The sequence below is a fragment of the Pseudomonas sp. 65/3-MNA-CIBAN-0223 genome (genome assembly GCF_040310425.1).
In the GTDB taxonomy this organism is placed as follows: domain Bacteria; phylum Pseudomonadota; class Gammaproteobacteria; order Pseudomonadales; family Pseudomonadaceae; genus Aquipseudomonas; species Aquipseudomonas gregormendelii.
On sequence record NZ_JBEOPV010000009.1, the window covers coordinates 146,219 to 161,858 of the forward strand.

Below are 15,640 nucleotides of genomic sequence, written 5' to 3' on the forward strand. Positions count from 1 at the left end.
ATCGCTGATTTGGCCGCGACATCCACACACTAGAGAGCCGACGTCCGACGGACAACCTGAAAACATTGTGGGAAGGTTCTGCAATTGACCTACACACTTAAACATCCCGAAGCGAAATACAGATCGTGATATTGCAATCCCCCCGGTGTCGGCTATCCACCGCTGTTCCGGCAGACGCCCGCCACGCTGTATTTGAGGGTGTTGAGCTGCCCTTGCGAATCTTCATAGGTCATGGCGGTGGGGACGACCGAGCAGTCCGGCTGCGGCTTCACGACGCTGACGATTTTCACCACATCCAGCTTCATCCCGTACCCGTAATCCCTCACCACTGGCGGCGCCTTGCCCTGGTTGGCGGAGTATTGCGCCATGGCTTTGGCGTTGGCGCTGAATGCGCGCTCGAACGTGCGGTCACCACCGCCCTCGGCCAACACATTCATGGACATCGCCATGACGCCGGCGAGGGTCAACGACTTGATCAACTTCATGTTCAACTCCTCCATAAAAAAGCCCGGCATCGATGCGCGATGACAGGCTTGTTCCAGCACGGTGTGGTTACAGGTCCTGGGTCTTGTCGTCTTTCTTTTCATTGACGACGACCGGATTGCCAGCAGCCTTTTCCTTGGCGACAAACAGCTCCACAGAGCGGTCCTTGGCGGCCATCATTTTTTCGAAAGTGCGGTCGCCGCCACCTTCGGCCATGGCCAGGGAAGACAACGCGAGGGCTGCAGTGAAGGCACTGATCTGAGCGAATTTCATGTTTGATTCCTCGTTTAAGTAGCTGACGGGATCAAGGTAACAATCCGAACCTATCGTGACGGTGGCGTGGGGATTACATATTCGTTATGTGGGAAAGTGCGGCAACCACACAGAAAATTTTCAGGCCGGAGAAATACCTGTGGCGAGGGAGCTTGCTCCCTCGCCATAGGGGTTGTGTTCACAGTCAGGTAGGGACGGAGTCCTCATCCCGGCGATGGGCGAGTTGATAGAGCGCCGGCAATATCAGCAGCGTGAGGATGGTCGAGGACAGGATTCCGCCGATCACCACCGTCGCCAACGGGCGCTGCACTTCCGCACCCGTGCCGGTCGCCAGCGCCATCGGGATAAACCCCAGCGACGCCACCAACGCAGTCATCAATACCGGCCGCAGACGTGTCAGCGCACCTTCGTTGATCGCATCCGACAGCGACCGCCCCTCCTCGCGCAGATTGCGGATAAACGCGATCATCACCAAACCGTTAAGCACCGCCACACCCGACAGCGCGATAAACCCCACGCCCGCCGAAATCGACAACGGAATATCGCGCAACCACAGCGCCATGACCCCACCGGTCAGGGCAAACGGAATCCCGGTAAACACCAGCAGACCATCCTTGAGATTGTTGAACATCATGAACAACAACCCAAACACCAGCAGCAACGCCACCGGCACGACGATCTGCAAGCGTTTGGCTGCCGATTGCAGTTGCTCGAACTGCCCGCCCCAACTGGTCCAGTAACCGGCCGGTACTTGCACGTCACGCTCGATGACTTCGCCCGCCTCGCTGACAAACGAACCAATGTCACGCCCACGCACGTTGGCGCTGACGATCACCAGGCGCTTGCCGTTCTCGCGGCTGACCTGATTCGGCCCGAGCACCAGGTCGAGGCTGGCGACTTCCTGCAGGGCGATGAAGCCGATCTGGTTGGCCGTACCGTTCACCGCAGGCACTGGAATCAGCAGCGCCGACAAACCATCGATGTCCTTGCGCATGGCATCGGACAAGCGCACAACCATGTCGAAACGCCGATCGCCCTCATACAACGTCCCGGCCTGCCGTCCGCCCACCGCCACGGCAATGGTGTCCTGCACATCACCGACGTTGAGCCCGTAACGCGCCGCTTTGTCGCGGTCAATGTTGATGGTCAGCACCGGCAACCCGGTGGTCTGTTCGACTTTGACCTCGGACGCGCCGTTGACCTTCTGCATCGCCGTGGCGATCTTCGCGGCGGTGGCATTGAGCACGTCCATGTCATCGCCGAACACTTTCACCGCAACATCGCTGCGCACGCCGGAGATCAGTTCGTTGAAGCGCAATTGGATCGGCTGCGACATTTCATAGTTGCTGCCCGGCAGCGTCGCGGCGGCTGCTTGCAGTTCCGCCATCAGGGTTTCGCGGGACTTGCCCGGTTCCGGCCACTGCTCTTTGGGTTTGAGCATCACGTAGCTGTCGGAGATGTTCGGCGGCATCGGATCGGAGGCAATTTCCGCAGTCCCCGTTCGGGCGAACACCCGCTCGACTTCCGGCACCTTGGCGAGAATCAACGTTTCCAGACGCTGCTGCATGTCCACCGATTGCGTCAGGCTGGTGCCCGGTACGCGCAAGGCTTGCAAGGCAAAATCGCCCTCGCTGAGGCTCGGCACAAACTCGCTGCCCATACGGCTGGTGAGCACGCTGCTGAGCACGATCACCGCCACCGCCGCGCCCACGGCGACAGCGCGATGCGACATGACCCAGGCCAGTGCCGGCGCATACACCTTGCGTGCGCCGCGCATCACCGCGCCCTCTTCTTCCTTGACCTTACCGGTGACGAACAGCGCAATCGCCGCTGGCACGAAGGTCACCGACAACAGCATCGCACCGAGCAAAGCGATGACCACGGTGAACGCCATCGGGTGGAACATTTTCCCTTCGACGCCGCTGAGGGCGAAGATCGGCAGGTATACGACCATGATGATCAACTGACCGAAAATCAGCGGTCGCCGCGCCTCTTTCGCCGCGGCAAACACTTCCTTGAAACGCTCGGCGCGGGTCAGCAAACGCCCATGATGTTGCTGCGCATGGGCCAGGCGACGCAGGGTGTTTTCAACGATCACCACCGCGCCGTCGACAATGATGCCGAAGTCGAGCGCGCCGAGGCTCATCAGGTTGGCACTGACCTTGTTGCTGAACATCCCGGTGAAGGTGAACAGCATCGACAGCGGAATCACCATCGCCGTGATCAGCGCCGCGCGGATGTTGCCGAGGAACAGGAACAGAATCGCGATCACCAGAATCGCGCCTTCGATGAGGTTTTTCTTCACCGTGGCGATGGCTTTGTCGACCAAGTGCGTACGGTCGTAAACCGGCACGGCGATCACCCCGACAGGCAGGGACTTATTGATCTGTTCAAGCTTGCTCGCGACTGCTTGCGACACCGTGCGGCTGTTTTCACCAATCAGCATGAACACCGTGCCGAGCACCACTTCACGCCCGTTTTCCGTGGCCGCGCCACTGCGCAGTTCACGGCCGATGTCCACGGTGGCGACGTTCTTGATGCGGATCGGCGTGCCGTCGACGTTGGCCATGACGATGTTCGCGATGTCCTCGGTGCTCGCCACTTGCCCCGGCGCACGGATCAGCAATTGCTCGCCGCTGCGCTCGATGTAACCGGCGCCGACGTTGGCGTTGTTGCGCTCCAGCGCGGTGACCAGATCGGTGAGGGTGAGCTTGTACGCGGCCAGGCGTTTCGGATCCGGCGCAATCTGATATTCCTTGGCGAAACCACCGATGGTGTTGATCTCGGCGACGCCCGGCACGTTGCGCAATTGCGGTTTGATGATCCAGTCCTGAATCACCCGCAGATCGGTTGGCGTGTACGGCGTGCCGTCGTCCTTCAGCGCGCCTTCCTGCGCTTCGACCGTCCAAAGAAAGATCTCGCCAAGGCCGGTGGAGATCGGTCCCATCACGGCTTCCGCGCCTTCGGGCAATTGCTCCTTGGCGATTTGCAAACGCTCGTTGACCAATTGGCGGGCGAAGAACAGGTCGGTGCCGTCCTTGAAAATCACCGTGACCTGCGACAGCCCCGAACGCGACAACGAACGGGTCTGCTCCAGCGCCGGCAGACCGGCCATGGCGGTTTCAATCGGGAAAGTGATGCGCTGCTCGGTTTCCAGCGGCGAGAACCCGGCCGCGCCGGTGTTGATCTGCACCTGGACGTTGGTGATGTCGGGCACGGCGTCGATCGGCAGTTTTTGATAACTGGCGATGCCGAGGCCGGCCATGAGCAGAACGGCGAGCAGCACGATGATGCGCTGCTCGATGGCAAACTGGATTAGGCGTTCGAACATGAGGGCCTTCCGGGATCAATGAGAATGTTCGGCCGAGGCTTTGCCCAGTTCCGATTTGAGGACAAAGCTGCCGGCGCTGGCGACTTGTGCGCCCGCGTCCAGGCCTTGGGTGATTTCTACAAAACCATCGGCGCGGCTGCCCAGCTCCACCGCTCGCGTCTCGAAGCCGTCGTCGGTACGGACGAATACCGAGGGTTTGTCCTCGACCGTCTGGATCGCGGTTTCCGGCACGGCGACTTTCGCTTCGCGACTGTCGGTAGCCACCAGCGCAGTGACGAACAATCCGGGACGCCACGAACCCTGCGGGTTTTCCAGCGTCACGCGGACCGTTGCAGTACGGGTCTGCTCGCCGAGCAGGCTTCCGACATAAGCCACGCTGCCAACCACTTCGGCATTCAGCTCCGCTGCGCTGACCGTGACTTTTTTGCCCACCTGTACCTTGTTCAGATCCTTCGGTGATACGCCAAACGTCACCCACACCCGCGACAAATCCGAGAGGGTGAACGCTGCCGTAGACTCATCGACCACCTCGCCCGGCGTCAGGTGTTTTTCCACCACGACACCGTCGAACGGCGCACGCAATTCGTAGCGGTTGCCGCCGGTGGCAACCACACTGCCGCTGAGCACACTGATTTTTTGCCGGGCATTGCTCACGGCGATTTCGGCTTCTTGCAACGCTTGGCGCGCCTGGAGGAAATCCTGCTCGGCGGAAATCTTGTCCTGCCAGAGTTTTTTCTCACGCTCATAGGTGGTGCGCGCCAACGCCAGACGACGTTGTGCGGCGGCTTGCTCGCTGCGCTGATCGGAGATCTGCTGGCTGGCGATCACCGCCAGCAACTGACCCTTTTTCACCGACTGGCCAAGGTTGACCGCCACCGACTCGACCACGCCCGGCACACGCGGCACCACATGCGCGGTGCGGTCTTCGTCGAAGCGCACTTCGCCGGGGAACGGCAAACCGAGGCTGATGTTCTGCGCCCGCGCTTCGACCAGTTGAATGCCGGCGGCGGTGATCTGCTCGGTGCTCAATTCGAAGTGGCCTTCTTCGCCATGTTCGCCCTCGGCTGCGGCGCCCTCCTCGGCGTGATCCGCGTGCTCGGCATGTTCCGAAGCCTCATCGGCGTGCGCGTCGATAACGCCATTGCCCGCCCACATCGAGCCGATGCCGATGCCCAAAACCAGCGCCGCCGCAGCGACCACGATCAGTTTTTTATCCATGGAAACTCCTCTGCGCCGAACCTGCGCGCAGTGATCTGAAAAGTGAAATTCAAGGGCGGACGCTGAGGTCGCCGAAGATCCGTTCAATGCGTACGCGGGCGTCGGTCGCCTCGCTGACTGCCTGGATGTATTGGCTGCGCGCAGCGATCAGGGTGCGCTGAGCATCGAGCACATCGAGGAAGCCGAACTTGCCCATTTCGAAACCCCGGGTGGCGCTTTCAACAGCGCTTTGCGCGGCGGGCAGGATGGTCTGGTTGAACGCTTTGACTTCGCCGTTGGCCGTCTGCCATTGCTCAAGGCTGGACTGGATTTCCGTGCGCAAGCGTAGCTCGGTGGCGTTGCGCAGATCCCGCGCCTGATCAGTTCGGCGTGCCGCCGCGAGGACGTTGCCCTGATTACGATTGAACAGCGGAATCGGCATCGTCAGCCCGACCACGTTGACCCGCTCGCGCTCGGTTTCGCTGTACTGGCTGCCGATGCTGACGGTGAGATCGGGAATGCGTTGGGACTTTTCCAGCCCCAACGAAGCTTCACGCTGATCGATCTGCAACTTGGCCAGACGCAGCTCGGCGGTCTCGTTCAGACGCTCAAGCAAACGATTCGGCGGCGGCACGTTGGCGAGGTTTTGCGTGGCGGTTTGCACCGTGGTCGAGGTCGGCAGCGGCGCGCCCATGACCTGCGCCAATTGTTGATAGGCGTTGGCCTGATCGCGTTCGGCGCGGCTCAGTTCCAGGCGCACTTCCGAGAGTTGCACCTGCGCCCGCGTGCCTTCGACGGGTGACGACTTACCGGCCTCGATCCGCCCTTGCGCCACACGCAAACCGTGCTCGGCCAGTTGCAGTGACTGGCGGGACAACTGCAAGCGTTGCTGCGCAGTCTGGGCGCTGTTGAACGCCTGAATCACATCGGCGCGCAAGGTGTTGCGCTTGCGCTCAAGCTCGATGCCAGCGGCGTCCTGCGCGCGGCTGGCGACGTCGATGCGCGCGCCGCGCTTGCCACCCAGTTCGATCGGCTGACTGAGCATCACCGTGGTGGTACGCGAGTCGCGACGGGTGTCTTCAGCCTCCCACGAGACTTCAGGGTTGGGGATCAGCCCGGCCTGTTGGCGGTCACCCTCGGCGATACCTATTTCCCACTGCGCAGCGGCCAGATCCGGGTTGCCGGCAAACGCCGTTTGCAGGGCCTGATCGAGGGTCAGGGTCGATGCGCCCGCGAGGCTGGTAATGGTCAGCAACAGAATGCCACTGGCTGTTTTTTGCAGGCGTGATCGCGCCGTCAGTTGTCTTGAAACGGGCAATGGAAGACTTCCTTCATTGAGGATTTTTCGATGCCGCCACGGTAGGGTTTTGAACTTATCGACAAGGTGACTGGAACATTACAAATCCGTTATCCACGGTTTCGCCAAGTTGTTTTGCTCTAGGATGCGAAGTGCAAAAAGCTAAATTGGCAATACATAGAAACAAATGAGTCTAAGTTATCTGCTGAACAGCACTTGCCCAAGCAGGAAGGTCATATGCAAACGCCTGCGTCGCTGCGACAGGCTGTCGCAGACAGCCACTTTAGAGCCTCATGGCGCACGTCTCAGGTTGACTCTGTAGCCACTTCAGCCTTTACCGTGCACGCCTGCAAACGGAGAAATACCCGTCGGAAAAATCGTTAGTCGTTAATAGCGCCTGCCGGGAAGACCTTACAAAAACAATAACTTTCCCGGTCACCTTAATTACACATCCATTCAATTAAAGTGGTGATTGATCATGCGAATCCTTGTGATCGAGGACGAGCTTAAAGCTGCCGAATACTTGCATCAGGGTTTGACCGAAAGTGGTTATATCGTTGACCACGCGGCCACCGGCGCCGATGGTTTGCATCTGGCGCAACAACAGGTTTATGACCTGATCATTCTCGACGTCAATCTGCCCGAACTCGACGGCTGGGGCGTGCTGGAGCAACTGCGTCGCACGCATTCGACGCGGGTGATGATGCTCACCGCGCGCGGGCGTCTGGCCGACAAGATTCGCGGCCTCGACCTGGGCGCCGACGATTATCTGGTAAAGCCGTTCGAGTTTCCCGAATTGCTCGCGCGGGTGCGCACGCTGATGCGCCGCAGCGAGAACATCCCGGTGCCGCAAGTGCTGAAAGTCGCCGATCTGGAACTCGACCCCGGCCGGCATCGTGCGTTTCGCGGCGAACAGCGCATCGACCTGACCACCAAGGAATTCGCCCTGCTGCATCTGTTGATGCGCCAGTCCGGCGAGGTGATGACCCGCACACAGATCATTTCGCTGGTGTGGGACATGAATTTCGACTGCGACACCAACGTCGTGGAGGTCTCGATCCGGCGTCTGCGGGCGAAAATCGATGACCCGTTCGAGCACAAGTTGATCCACACCCTGCGCGGTGTCGGTTACGTGCTGGAGGCGCGGGAATGAAGCCGGCCAGCCTGTCGATGCGCCTTGGCTTGACGGTGAGCATCCTCGGCGCGCTGCTGGTGGTGTTTCTGGCGATCCTCGCTTATTTCGCCCTGACCCATGAGCTGAATGCGTTGTCCAGAGACAGCCTGGAAAAGAAGATGGAACAGGTCGAGCACAGCCTGTCGCTGTACGTTGACGCCAATGAAATCAGCGGTAAACCGCATGTCCTCCTCGATCAGGTGATGGGCCACGACAACCTCACGCTGACGATTTACGACCTTGTCAATCAACGCTCGCCGCTGCTCAAGTCCGGCAGCGGATTACGCGACCTGCGAGTTGAGTTGAAAGCCGTGCGGGCCACCACCGACCAATTGGTTTATTCGGAAAGTACCGACGCCGAGGGGGCAAAATTCCTCACCGTGTCGAAGCTGATTCGCCTCAAGGATGGCAGCAGCGTGCCGGTGCTGTTATCGATCGATAACGCGCACGACCAGGCCCTACTCAGCGCGTATCTGCGTTCGACGCTGATTGCCTTGCCGTTGCTGCTGGTGTTCATCGGCCTGACCGCGTGGGGCGCCGTGCAGCGCGGGTTGGCGCCGATGCGTGAGTTTCGCAAAGTGGCGGCGATGGTCTCGACCCAGGATCTGGAGCATCGGTTGTCAGTGGTGAACATGCCGCAGGAGTTGAGCGAACTGGCGCAAGGCATCAACTTCATGCTGCATCGGCTGGATGCGGGGGTGCAGCAGCTGTCGCAATTCTCCGATGATCTGGCCCACGAATTGCGCACGCCGATCAATAACCTGATGGGCAAGGCGCAAGTGACGCTGTCGCGCGAACGCACGGTGGATGAGTACAAGGATGTGCTGGTGTCGTGCACCGAAGAGCTGGAGCGCGTGGCGCGGATAGTTTCGGACATGTTGTTTCTGGCGCAGGTGAGTGATCCGTCGGCGCTGGCGCCGTTTGAGTCGGTGGCGCTGGAGGTTGAAGCGGCGAAGGTGGCGGAGATGTTTTTGCTGTCGGCGCAGGACAAGCAGATTCATTTGAATGTGCTTGGCAGCGCTTCAGTGATGGGCGATCGATTGATGATTCAACGGGCGATCTCCAATTTGCTGTCCAACGCTTTGCGGCATTGCCCGTCCGGGAAAACCGTGACATTGCTGATTGAACAAAGCGCGACGCAGACCTCGCTGCTGGTCAGCAACCCCGGCGCGGGAATTGAAGCGCAGCATCTGCCGCACCTGTTCGACCGCTTCTACCGCGTCGACAGCAGCCGTTCGCGTTCACAGGGCAGTACCGGATTGGGGTTGGCAATCGTCCGTTCGATCATGGGCCTTCACCAGGGTGTGGCCGACGTAAAAAGCCTGCCTGGCGCAATGACCGTGTTCAGGCTTGGATTTCCTGCGGTGACTCAAACGGCCCCATCGCTGGCAAGCCAGCTCCCACAGTGATTTCGGGTATTCCCAGGTTTTGTCAGCACCGCTGAAACCTGTGGGAGCGAGCCAGCTCGCGAAAGCGGTGGGTCAGTCGATATCAATGTTGAATGTCAGACAGCATTCGCTTGCAGGCAAGCTCCCACAGTGATTTGCGGTGCATGCGGAATATGTGACCACCCTAGAAACCTGTGGGGGTGATTTCGGGTGTACCCGGGTTTTGAGGGCACCACAGAAACCTGTGAGAGCTGGCTTGCCCGCGATGGCGGTGGGTCAGTCGATATCTTTGCGGTGTGTCAGGCACAAATGAAAACGGCACCTTGCGGTGCCGTTCGCCTCTCACAGTTCAGCTTTTACTTGCGCGCATCCGCCCAGGATTTCAGCAGTTCGTTGTAGTTCACGGTTTCACCTTTTGGCTTCTCGTTCGCCAGTTTCGGCTTCGGAGCACCGGGCTGGTCGAACCAGTATTGCGCATCCCGTTCCGGGTTCATCTTCGGCCCGCACACCGGCTGTGCCTTGGAGCGTTCCAGGCGGGTCATGATCGCGTCCTGATCCTTGGCCAGGCCATCGAGTGCCTGTTGCGGGGTTTTCTCGCCGCTGGCGGCTTCGGCGATGTGGCTCCACCACAGTTGTGCCAGGCGCGGATAGTCGGGCACGTTGGTCCCGGTCGGGGTCCATTGCACACGGGCCGGGCTGCGATAGAACTCCACCAGGCCGCCGAGTTTAGGCGCGAGGTCGGTCATGGCTTGCGAGTTGATGTCCGACTCGCGAATAGGCGTCAGGCCGACGATGGTTTTCTTCAGCGAAACGGTTTTCGAGGTCACGAACTGCGCGTACAGCCAGGCCGCCAGTTTTTGTTTTTCAGGCGTCGACTTCATGAACGTCCAGGACCCCACGTCCTGATAACCAAGCTTCATGCCCTCTTCCCAATAAGGCCCACGTGGCGACGGTGCCATGCGCCATTTCGGCGTGCCGTCGGCGTTCACCACCGGCAAGCCCGGTTTGGTCATGTCGGCGGTAAAGGCGGTGTACCAGAAGATTTGTTGGGCGATGTTGCCCTGGGACGGCACCGGGCCGGATTCGGAGAACGTCATGCCTGCGGCTTCCGGTGGAGCGTAGGCCTTCATCCAGTCGACGTACTTCTGCGTCGCATAAACCGCTGCCGGGCCATTGGTATCACCGCCACGGGTTACGCTGGAGCCGACCGGATGGCAGTCCTCGACGCGGATGCCCCACTCGTCCACCGGCAAGCCATTGGGGATACCCTTGTCACCGCCACCGGCCATGGAAAACCAGGCATCGGTGAATCGCCAGCCTAGCGACGGGTCTTTCTTGCCGTAGTCCATGTGCCCGTAGATACGCTTGCCGTCGATTTCCTTGACGTCCTCGCTGAAGAACTTGGCAATGTCTTCATAAGCCGACCAGTTCACCGGCACACCCAATTCGTAGCCGTACTTTTCCTTAAACTTGGCCTTCAGGTCCGGACGTTCAAACCAGTCGGCGCGGAACCAGTAGAGGTTGGCGAACTGCTGGTCCGGCAGTTGATAGATCTTGCCGTCCGGCGCGGTAGTGAATGAGATGCCGATGAAATCCTTGATGTCCAGCGTCGGCGAGGTGAAGTTCTTGCCTTCGTTGGCCATCAGGTCGGTGATTGATTCAGTCTTGCCGTAGCGGAAATGCGTACCGATCAAATCCGAGTCGTTGACCCAACCGTCATAGATGCTCTTGTCTGACTGCATCACGGTTTGCAGCTTCTCCACCACATCGCCTTCCTGCAGCAGGTCGTGGGTCAGCTTGATCCCGGTGATCTCGGTAAAGGCCTTGGCCAACACCTTGGACTCGTATTCGTGGGTGGTCAGGGTTTCCGAGACCACTTTGATGTTCATCCCGCGAAAGGGCTCGGCAGCCTTGATAAACCACTTCAGCTCTTCGAGCTGCTGCTCTGGCGTCAGCGTGGACGGCTTGAACTCGCTGCCAATCCATTTCTTGGCGGCGTCTTCATAGGCATCGGCCCAGGCCGCAGCGCTCAACCCGCTGAGTGCCAGCATGGCTGCCAATGAAACGCTATGTCGCAGCTTATTGTTTTTGTCGAACATAGAGACCTCCTGTTTGAGTTTTGGAGCAACTTTGCCGAGCGATGTCGACTAGCCCCAGCGCATCACAGCCAACAGCCACACCAGGGACAACGCGGACGCTACCCAGATGCTCCAGTCGGTGGCGCCAATCACCAGCAAATGCAGGTAGGCGCTACCGAGAAGACCGATAAACAGCCGATCGCCACGGGTGGTGGCAATCGGTAAAAAACCCCGGCGAAGGACGCTCGGAGAACGCAGCTCCCACGTCGTCATGCCCACCAGGATCAGGCCAATGACGATGAAAAACACCGCGGTGGGGACAGTCCAGCTCATCCATTCCATCATCAGCTCCTCATACCCGGCCCAGGGCAAAACCCTTGGCCACGTGGTTGCGCACAAACCAGATCACCAGCATGCCGGGCAAGATGGTCAGTACCCCTGCCGCCGCCAGCACACCCCAGTCGATACCGGACGCCGAGACCGTGCGAGTCATCACCGCCGCGATCGGCTTGGCGTTCACCGAAGTGAGGGTGCGCGCCAGCAGCAACTCGACCCAGGAAAACATGAAGCAGAAAAATGCCGTAACACCGATACCGGAGCCGATCAGCGGAATGAAGATCTTCACGAAGAACTTGGGGAAACTGTAGCCGTCGATGTAGGCCGTTTCGTCGATTTCCTTGGGCACCCCGGACATGAAGCCTTCGAGGATCCACACGGCCAGCGGCACGTTGAACAGGCAGTGCGCCAGGGCCACGGCGATGTGCGTATCGAACAGACCGATCGAGGAGTACAGCTGAAAAAACGGCAACAGGAACACGGCCGGGGGCGCCATGCGGTTGGTCAGCAGCCAGAAGAACAGGTGCTTGTCGCCCAGGAAGCGATAACGCGAGAACGCATAGGCGGCCGGCAACGCCACGCTCAGGGAAATCACCGTGTTCAGGCTCACGTAATACAGCGAGTTGAGGTAGCCGGTGTACCAGGCTGGATCAGTGAAGATGACCTTGTAGTTGGCCAAGGTAAAGTCCTGCGGAAACAGGGTCAGGCCGCTGAGGATTTCGGTGTTGCTCTTGAAGGACATGTTCAGCAGCCAGTAGATCGGCACCAGCAGGAACAGGATGTAGATCAGCAACGGGATCAGCTTTCTTTTGCTCATGGCAGACCTCAGCGGTTGGCGTCAGAGTGAGTCATGGCGGTGTAGAACAGCCAGGACACCAACAGGATGATCAGGAAGTACACCAGCGAGAAAGCCGCAGCCGGGCCAAGGTCGAACTGGCCGATCGCCATCTGGGTCAGGGTCTGGCTGAGGAAGGTGGTGGCGTTGCCCGGGCCGCCGCCGGTCAGCACGAACGGCTCGGTGTAGATCATGAAGCTGTCCATGAAGCGCAGCATTACCGCGATCAGCAGTACGCTTTTCAGCTTGGGCAGCTGGATATGGCGGAACACTGCCCAGGCCGAGGCCCGATCGATCCGTGCCGCCTGGTAGTACACGTCCGGGATCGCCCGCAGGCCGGAAAAGCACAGCAGCGCCACCAGCGAAGTCCAGTGCCAGACGTCCATCACCAGCACCGTGACCCAGGCGTCCATGGTGTTCGCCGCATAGTTGTAGCTGATGCCCATGGCATTGAGGCTCGAACCCAGCAGGCCGATGTCGGCTCTGCCGAAGATCTGCCAGATGGTGCCCACCACGTTCCACGGGATCAACAGCGGTATCGCCAGAATGATCAGCACCAGCGACGACCAGCGGCCCTTGGTCGGCATTGTCAGCGCGATCGCAATGCCCAGGGGGATCTCGATCAGCAGCACACAGCCGGAGTAAATGAACTGGCGCAGCAACGAGTCATGCAGCCGCGGGTCAAGCAGCACCTGCTTGTACCAGTCGGCGCCGACGAAGTACCGACTGGATTGATCGAAGATGTCCTGCACCGAATAGTTGACCACGGTCATCATCGGGATCACTGCGCTGAATGCCACCAGCAGGAACACCGGCAACACCAGCCACCAGGCCTTGTTGTTCTGCACCTTGTTCATGGCTGCGTCTCCAGCAGGTAATCATCGGCATAGACCATCAACCACTGGGCCGGGAAACTGATGTAGGCAGTGCCTTGCGGCACCGGCTTGTCTTCGGCCAGGCGTACTTTCAGCGGGGCGCCATCGAGGTTCAAGGTCATGATCTTGTAGGTACCGAGGTCTTCGACGTGTACGACTTTTGCCTGCATCGCGTCATCGAATGGCTCGTCCCACACATGGACGAACTCCGGACGAATGCCAACCTTCAGGGTCTGCCATTCGGATTCAGCGATACGCTGCTGTTGCGCTTCGGACAACGGCAAGTGGGTCGAAGCAAACCCGACGCCCCCAGGCTGGGGCTGCACGTCGATCAGGTTCATCCCGGGGCTGCCGATGAAATAGCCCACGAAAGTATGGCTCGGCCGTTCGAACAGCTCCCGCGGAGTACCGAACTGCACGATCTGGCCGCCGTACATCACGGCGATCTTGTCGGCAAAGGTCGAGGCCTCCAGCTGATCGTGGGTGACGTAGACCATGGTGATGTTGAACTGCTCGTGGATCTGCTTGAGCTTGCGCCGCAACTTCCACTTCAAGTGCGGATCGATCACGGTCAGTGGCTCATCGAACAGGATCGCGGAGACGTCATCGCGGACCAGCCCACGGCCCATGGAGACTTTCTGTTTTTCGTCAGCAGTCAGGTTGCGCGCCTTCTTGCCCAGCAGCGCCTGCAGGTCGAGGACCTCGGCAATCTCCTGGACCTTGCTGTGGATTTTCGCTTCGGCCATGCCCTGGTTGCGCAATGGAAAGGCCAGGTTGTCGAACACCGTCATGGTGTCGTAGACCACCGGGAACTGGAACACCTGGGCTATGTTGCGCTTCTCCGGAGTCAGGTCGTTGACGACTTTGCTGTCAAACAGCACCTGGCCCTGGGACGGGCTGAGCAGGCCGGAAATGATGTTGAGCAAGGTCGACTTGCCGCAGCCCGAAGGGCCGAGCAAGGCGTAGGCGCCCCCCTGCTCCCAGATGTGATCCATCTCGCGGATCGCGTAGTCCTCCGGACCGCTCGGCGTGCGCGTATAGCTGTGGGCGAGGTTCTGCAAGCGGATCTCGGCCATCAGGCAACCCTCGCGATACGGCGCCCGGGTGCCTGGACCAAGCGGCCCTGGGCATCGAACACAAACAGTTTGTGGGTCGGGATATAGATGCGAATCGGCGCGTCGACGTCGTATTCGTGAACCCCGGGCAAGTGCAGCACCAGCAGGAAATGTTCGTTGCGCACGTGCAGGAAGGTTTCCGATCCGCTGATTTCCGCCACCTCGACCGTTACTGCCAGCTCCAGGTCATCGTCGTTGCTCGGCACCAGGGAAATATGACTGGGCCGCACGCCAAAGCGGTATTCACCCTCACCGACCGGTCGCAGGTCGACGTTCAGCGGGAAGTGCACGAAATTGGCGAAGCTGACTTCATTGCCGGCAATGCGCCCGGGCATCAGGTTGATCGGCGGCTCGGAGAACAGTTCTGCCGCCAGCACACTCTGCGGCTGGTGATAGACCTCGGACGACTTGCCACTCTGGATCACCCGTCCTTCGTGAAGAATGGTCGTGGTGCCGCCCAACGCCAATGCTTCATTGGGTTCGGTGGTGGCGTAGATCGCGATGGTGTGCCGGGCCTTGAACAGCTCGCGCATTTCCTGGCGCAGCTCTTCGCGCAACTTGTAGTCGAGGTTGACCAACGGTTCGTCGAACAGGATCAGTTCGGCATCCTTGACCAGGGCACGAGCCATGGCAGTGCGCTGTTGCTGGCCACCAGACAGTTCGAGCGGATGGCGCTGGAGGAACTTCTCGATGCGCAGCATCTTCGCCGTCTCCTGAACCTTGCTCTCGATCAGGTCCCTGGACACCCCTGCCTGGCGCAAAGGCGAGGCGATATTCTCGAACACGGTCATGGTCGGGTAGTTGATGAACTGCTGATACACCATCGAGACGTTACGCAGACGCACGGGGCGTTGGGTGACGTCGACGCCGTTCATCAGGATGCGCCCGCTGTCGGGCTTGTCCAGGCCGGCCATCAGGCGCATCAGGCTGGTTTTGCCGGACAGCGTGCGACCGAGCAGAACGTTGAAAGAACCGGCTTCAAAATTCAGGCACGCATCGTCGATCCAGGTCTGGCCTTCGACGGTGCGGCTGACGTGCTCCAGGGTTAACGACATGGCTCGGCCTTTTTATTATTGGAGTCAAGCGACCCAGGCTGTAGAGCGAGTTTCATGCCAGGAAACGCAAGTCGTTGAACCACTGGGAAAAACGCCAAACTGGCGAGCAGCCGGGGTTCAATGCTGAACAGAAATGAACAACCGCCAATGAACAATTGAACAGATGGTCGGTTGACAATGAACAATAGTGAACAACACTCTAT

13 protein-coding genes are annotated in these 15,640 nt (G+C 59.7%); 2 read left to right on the forward strand and 11 right to left on the reverse strand.

Going from position 1 to position 15,640, the window contains the following annotated elements; translation table 11 throughout:
* Positions 1-152: 152 nt before the first annotated feature.
* From AAEZ09_RS13265 to AAEZ09_RS13285, 5 genes are all read right to left on the reverse strand, one after another.
* Positions 153-485 (reverse strand): DUF2790 domain-containing protein, encoded by a 333-nt coding sequence (locus AAEZ09_RS13265; RefSeq protein ID WP_350599711.1) that lies wholly within the window; start codon positions 483-485, stop codon positions 153-155.
* Positions 486-552: 67 nt separating this feature from the next.
* Positions 553-756: a co-regulatory protein PtrA N-terminal domain-containing protein gene (locus AAEZ09_RS13270; protein WP_122839259.1), complete on the reverse strand. Its 204-nt coding sequence runs from the start codon at positions 754-756 to the stop codon at positions 553-555.
* Between the two features lie 184 nt (positions 757-940).
* Positions 941-4,087, reverse strand: coding sequence for a CusA/CzcA family heavy metal efflux RND transporter (locus tag AAEZ09_RS13275; RefSeq protein ID WP_350599712.1), 3,147 nt, complete (start codon positions 4,085-4,087; stop codon positions 941-943).
* Between the two features lie 15 nt (positions 4,088-4,102).
* On the reverse strand, positions 4,103-5,305 hold the full coding sequence (locus tag AAEZ09_RS13280; RefSeq protein WP_350599714.1) for an efflux RND transporter periplasmic adaptor subunit: 1,203 nt from the start codon (positions 5,303-5,305) through the stop codon (positions 4,103-4,105).
* A 49-nt stretch (positions 5,306-5,354) separates the two neighbouring features.
* Entirely contained in the window at positions 5,355-6,602 is a 1,248-nt protein-coding gene (locus tag AAEZ09_RS13285; RefSeq protein WP_350599715.1) for a TolC family protein, read from the reverse strand.
* 457 nt (positions 6,603-7,059) lie between these two features.
* On the opposite strand from AAEZ09_RS13285, the gene AAEZ09_RS13290 reads away from it, so the two are divergent.
* Both AAEZ09_RS13290 and AAEZ09_RS13295 read left to right on the forward strand, forming a co-directional pair.
* The gene (locus AAEZ09_RS13290; RefSeq protein ID WP_350599716.1) at positions 7,060-7,734 is read left to right on the forward strand and encodes a heavy metal response regulator transcription factor; all 675 of its coding nucleotides are present in this window, start codon (positions 7,060-7,062) and stop codon (positions 7,732-7,734) included.
* On the forward strand, positions 7,731-9,164 hold the full coding sequence (locus tag AAEZ09_RS13295) for a heavy metal sensor histidine kinase (RefSeq protein ID WP_350599718.1): 1,434 nt from the start codon (positions 7,731-7,733) through the stop codon (positions 9,162-9,164). The genes AAEZ09_RS13290 and AAEZ09_RS13295 overlap by 4 nt, the downstream gene beginning before the upstream one ends.
* Positions 9,165-9,499: 335 nt before the next feature.
* Here AAEZ09_RS13295 and AAEZ09_RS13300 read toward each other — a convergent pair whose 3' ends face one another.
* The 6 genes from AAEZ09_RS13300 to AAEZ09_RS13325 are packed head-to-tail and all read right to left on the reverse strand — an operon-like array spanning position 9,500 to position 15,437.
* The gene (locus AAEZ09_RS13300) at positions 9,500-11,242 is read right to left on the reverse strand and encodes an ABC transporter substrate-binding protein (protein WP_045062319.1); all 1,743 of its coding nucleotides are present in this window, start codon (positions 11,240-11,242) and stop codon (positions 9,500-9,502) included.
* Between the two features lie 48 nt (positions 11,243-11,290).
* Complete coding sequence (locus AAEZ09_RS13305; protein ID WP_045062321.1) at positions 11,291-11,563, reverse strand: DUF2160 domain-containing protein; 273 nt, start codon at positions 11,561-11,563, stop codon at positions 11,291-11,293.
* A gap of 10 nt (positions 11,564-11,573) precedes the next feature.
* Entirely contained in the window at positions 11,574-12,374 is an 801-nt protein-coding gene (locus AAEZ09_RS13310) for a carbohydrate ABC transporter permease (protein ID WP_045062323.1), read from the reverse strand.
* A gap of 8 nt (positions 12,375-12,382) precedes the next feature.
* Positions 12,383-13,249, reverse strand: a complete 867-nt coding sequence (locus AAEZ09_RS13315) for a carbohydrate ABC transporter permease (RefSeq protein WP_033057091.1) — start codon at positions 13,247-13,249, stop codon at positions 12,383-12,385.
* On the reverse strand, positions 13,246-14,343 hold the full coding sequence (locus AAEZ09_RS13320) for an ABC transporter ATP-binding protein (protein ID WP_045062326.1): 1,098 nt from the start codon (positions 14,341-14,343) through the stop codon (positions 13,246-13,248). Before AAEZ09_RS13320 ends, AAEZ09_RS13315 begins: the two co-directional genes overlap by 4 nt.
* Entirely contained in the window at positions 14,343-15,437 is a 1,095-nt protein-coding gene (locus AAEZ09_RS13325; protein WP_205892398.1) for an ABC transporter ATP-binding protein, read from the reverse strand. The genes AAEZ09_RS13320 and AAEZ09_RS13325 overlap by 1 nt, the downstream gene beginning before the upstream one ends.
* Positions 15,438-15,640: the final 203 nt, after the last annotated feature.

Coding starts and splice junctions, on each gene's coding strand:
- AAEZ09_RS13325 (WP_205892398.1), bottom strand. CDS start 15,437: ATGTCGTTAACCCTGGAGCACGTCAGCCGCACCGTCGAAGGCCAGACC.
- AAEZ09_RS13310 (WP_045062323.1), bottom strand. CDS start 12,374: ATGAGCAAAAGAAAGCTGATCCCGTTGCTGATCTACATCCTGTTCCTG.
- AAEZ09_RS13320 (WP_045062326.1), bottom strand. CDS start 14,343: ATGGCCGAGATCCGCTTGCAGAACCTCGCCCACAGCTATACGCGCACG.
- AAEZ09_RS13265 (WP_350599711.1), bottom strand. CDS start 485: ATGAAGTTGATCAAGTCGTTGACCCTCGCCGGCGTCATGGCGATGTCC.
- AAEZ09_RS13275 (WP_350599712.1), bottom strand. CDS start 4,087: ATGTTCGAACGCCTAATCCAGTTTGCCATCGAGCAGCGCATCATCGTG.
- AAEZ09_RS13290 (WP_350599716.1), top strand. CDS start 7,060: ATGCGAATCCTTGTGATCGAGGACGAGCTTAAAGCTGCCGAATACTTG.
- AAEZ09_RS13300 (WP_045062319.1), bottom strand. CDS start 11,242: ATGTTCGACAAAAACAATAAGCTGCGACATAGCGTTTCATTGGCAGCC.
- AAEZ09_RS13280 (WP_350599714.1), bottom strand. CDS start 5,305: ATGGATAAAAAACTGATCGTGGTCGCTGCGGCGGCGCTGGTTTTGGGC.
- AAEZ09_RS13270 (WP_122839259.1), bottom strand. CDS start 756: ATGAAATTCGCTCAGATCAGTGCCTTCACTGCAGCCCTCGCGTTGTCT.
- AAEZ09_RS13305 (WP_045062321.1), bottom strand. CDS start 11,563: ATGGAATGGATGAGCTGGACTGTCCCCACCGCGGTGTTTTTCATCGTC.
- AAEZ09_RS13295 (WP_350599718.1), top strand. CDS start 7,731: ATGAAGCCGGCCAGCCTGTCGATGCGCCTTGGCTTGACGGTGAGCATC.
- AAEZ09_RS13315 (WP_033057091.1), bottom strand. CDS start 13,249: ATGAACAAGGTGCAGAACAACAAGGCCTGGTGGCTGGTGTTGCCGGTG.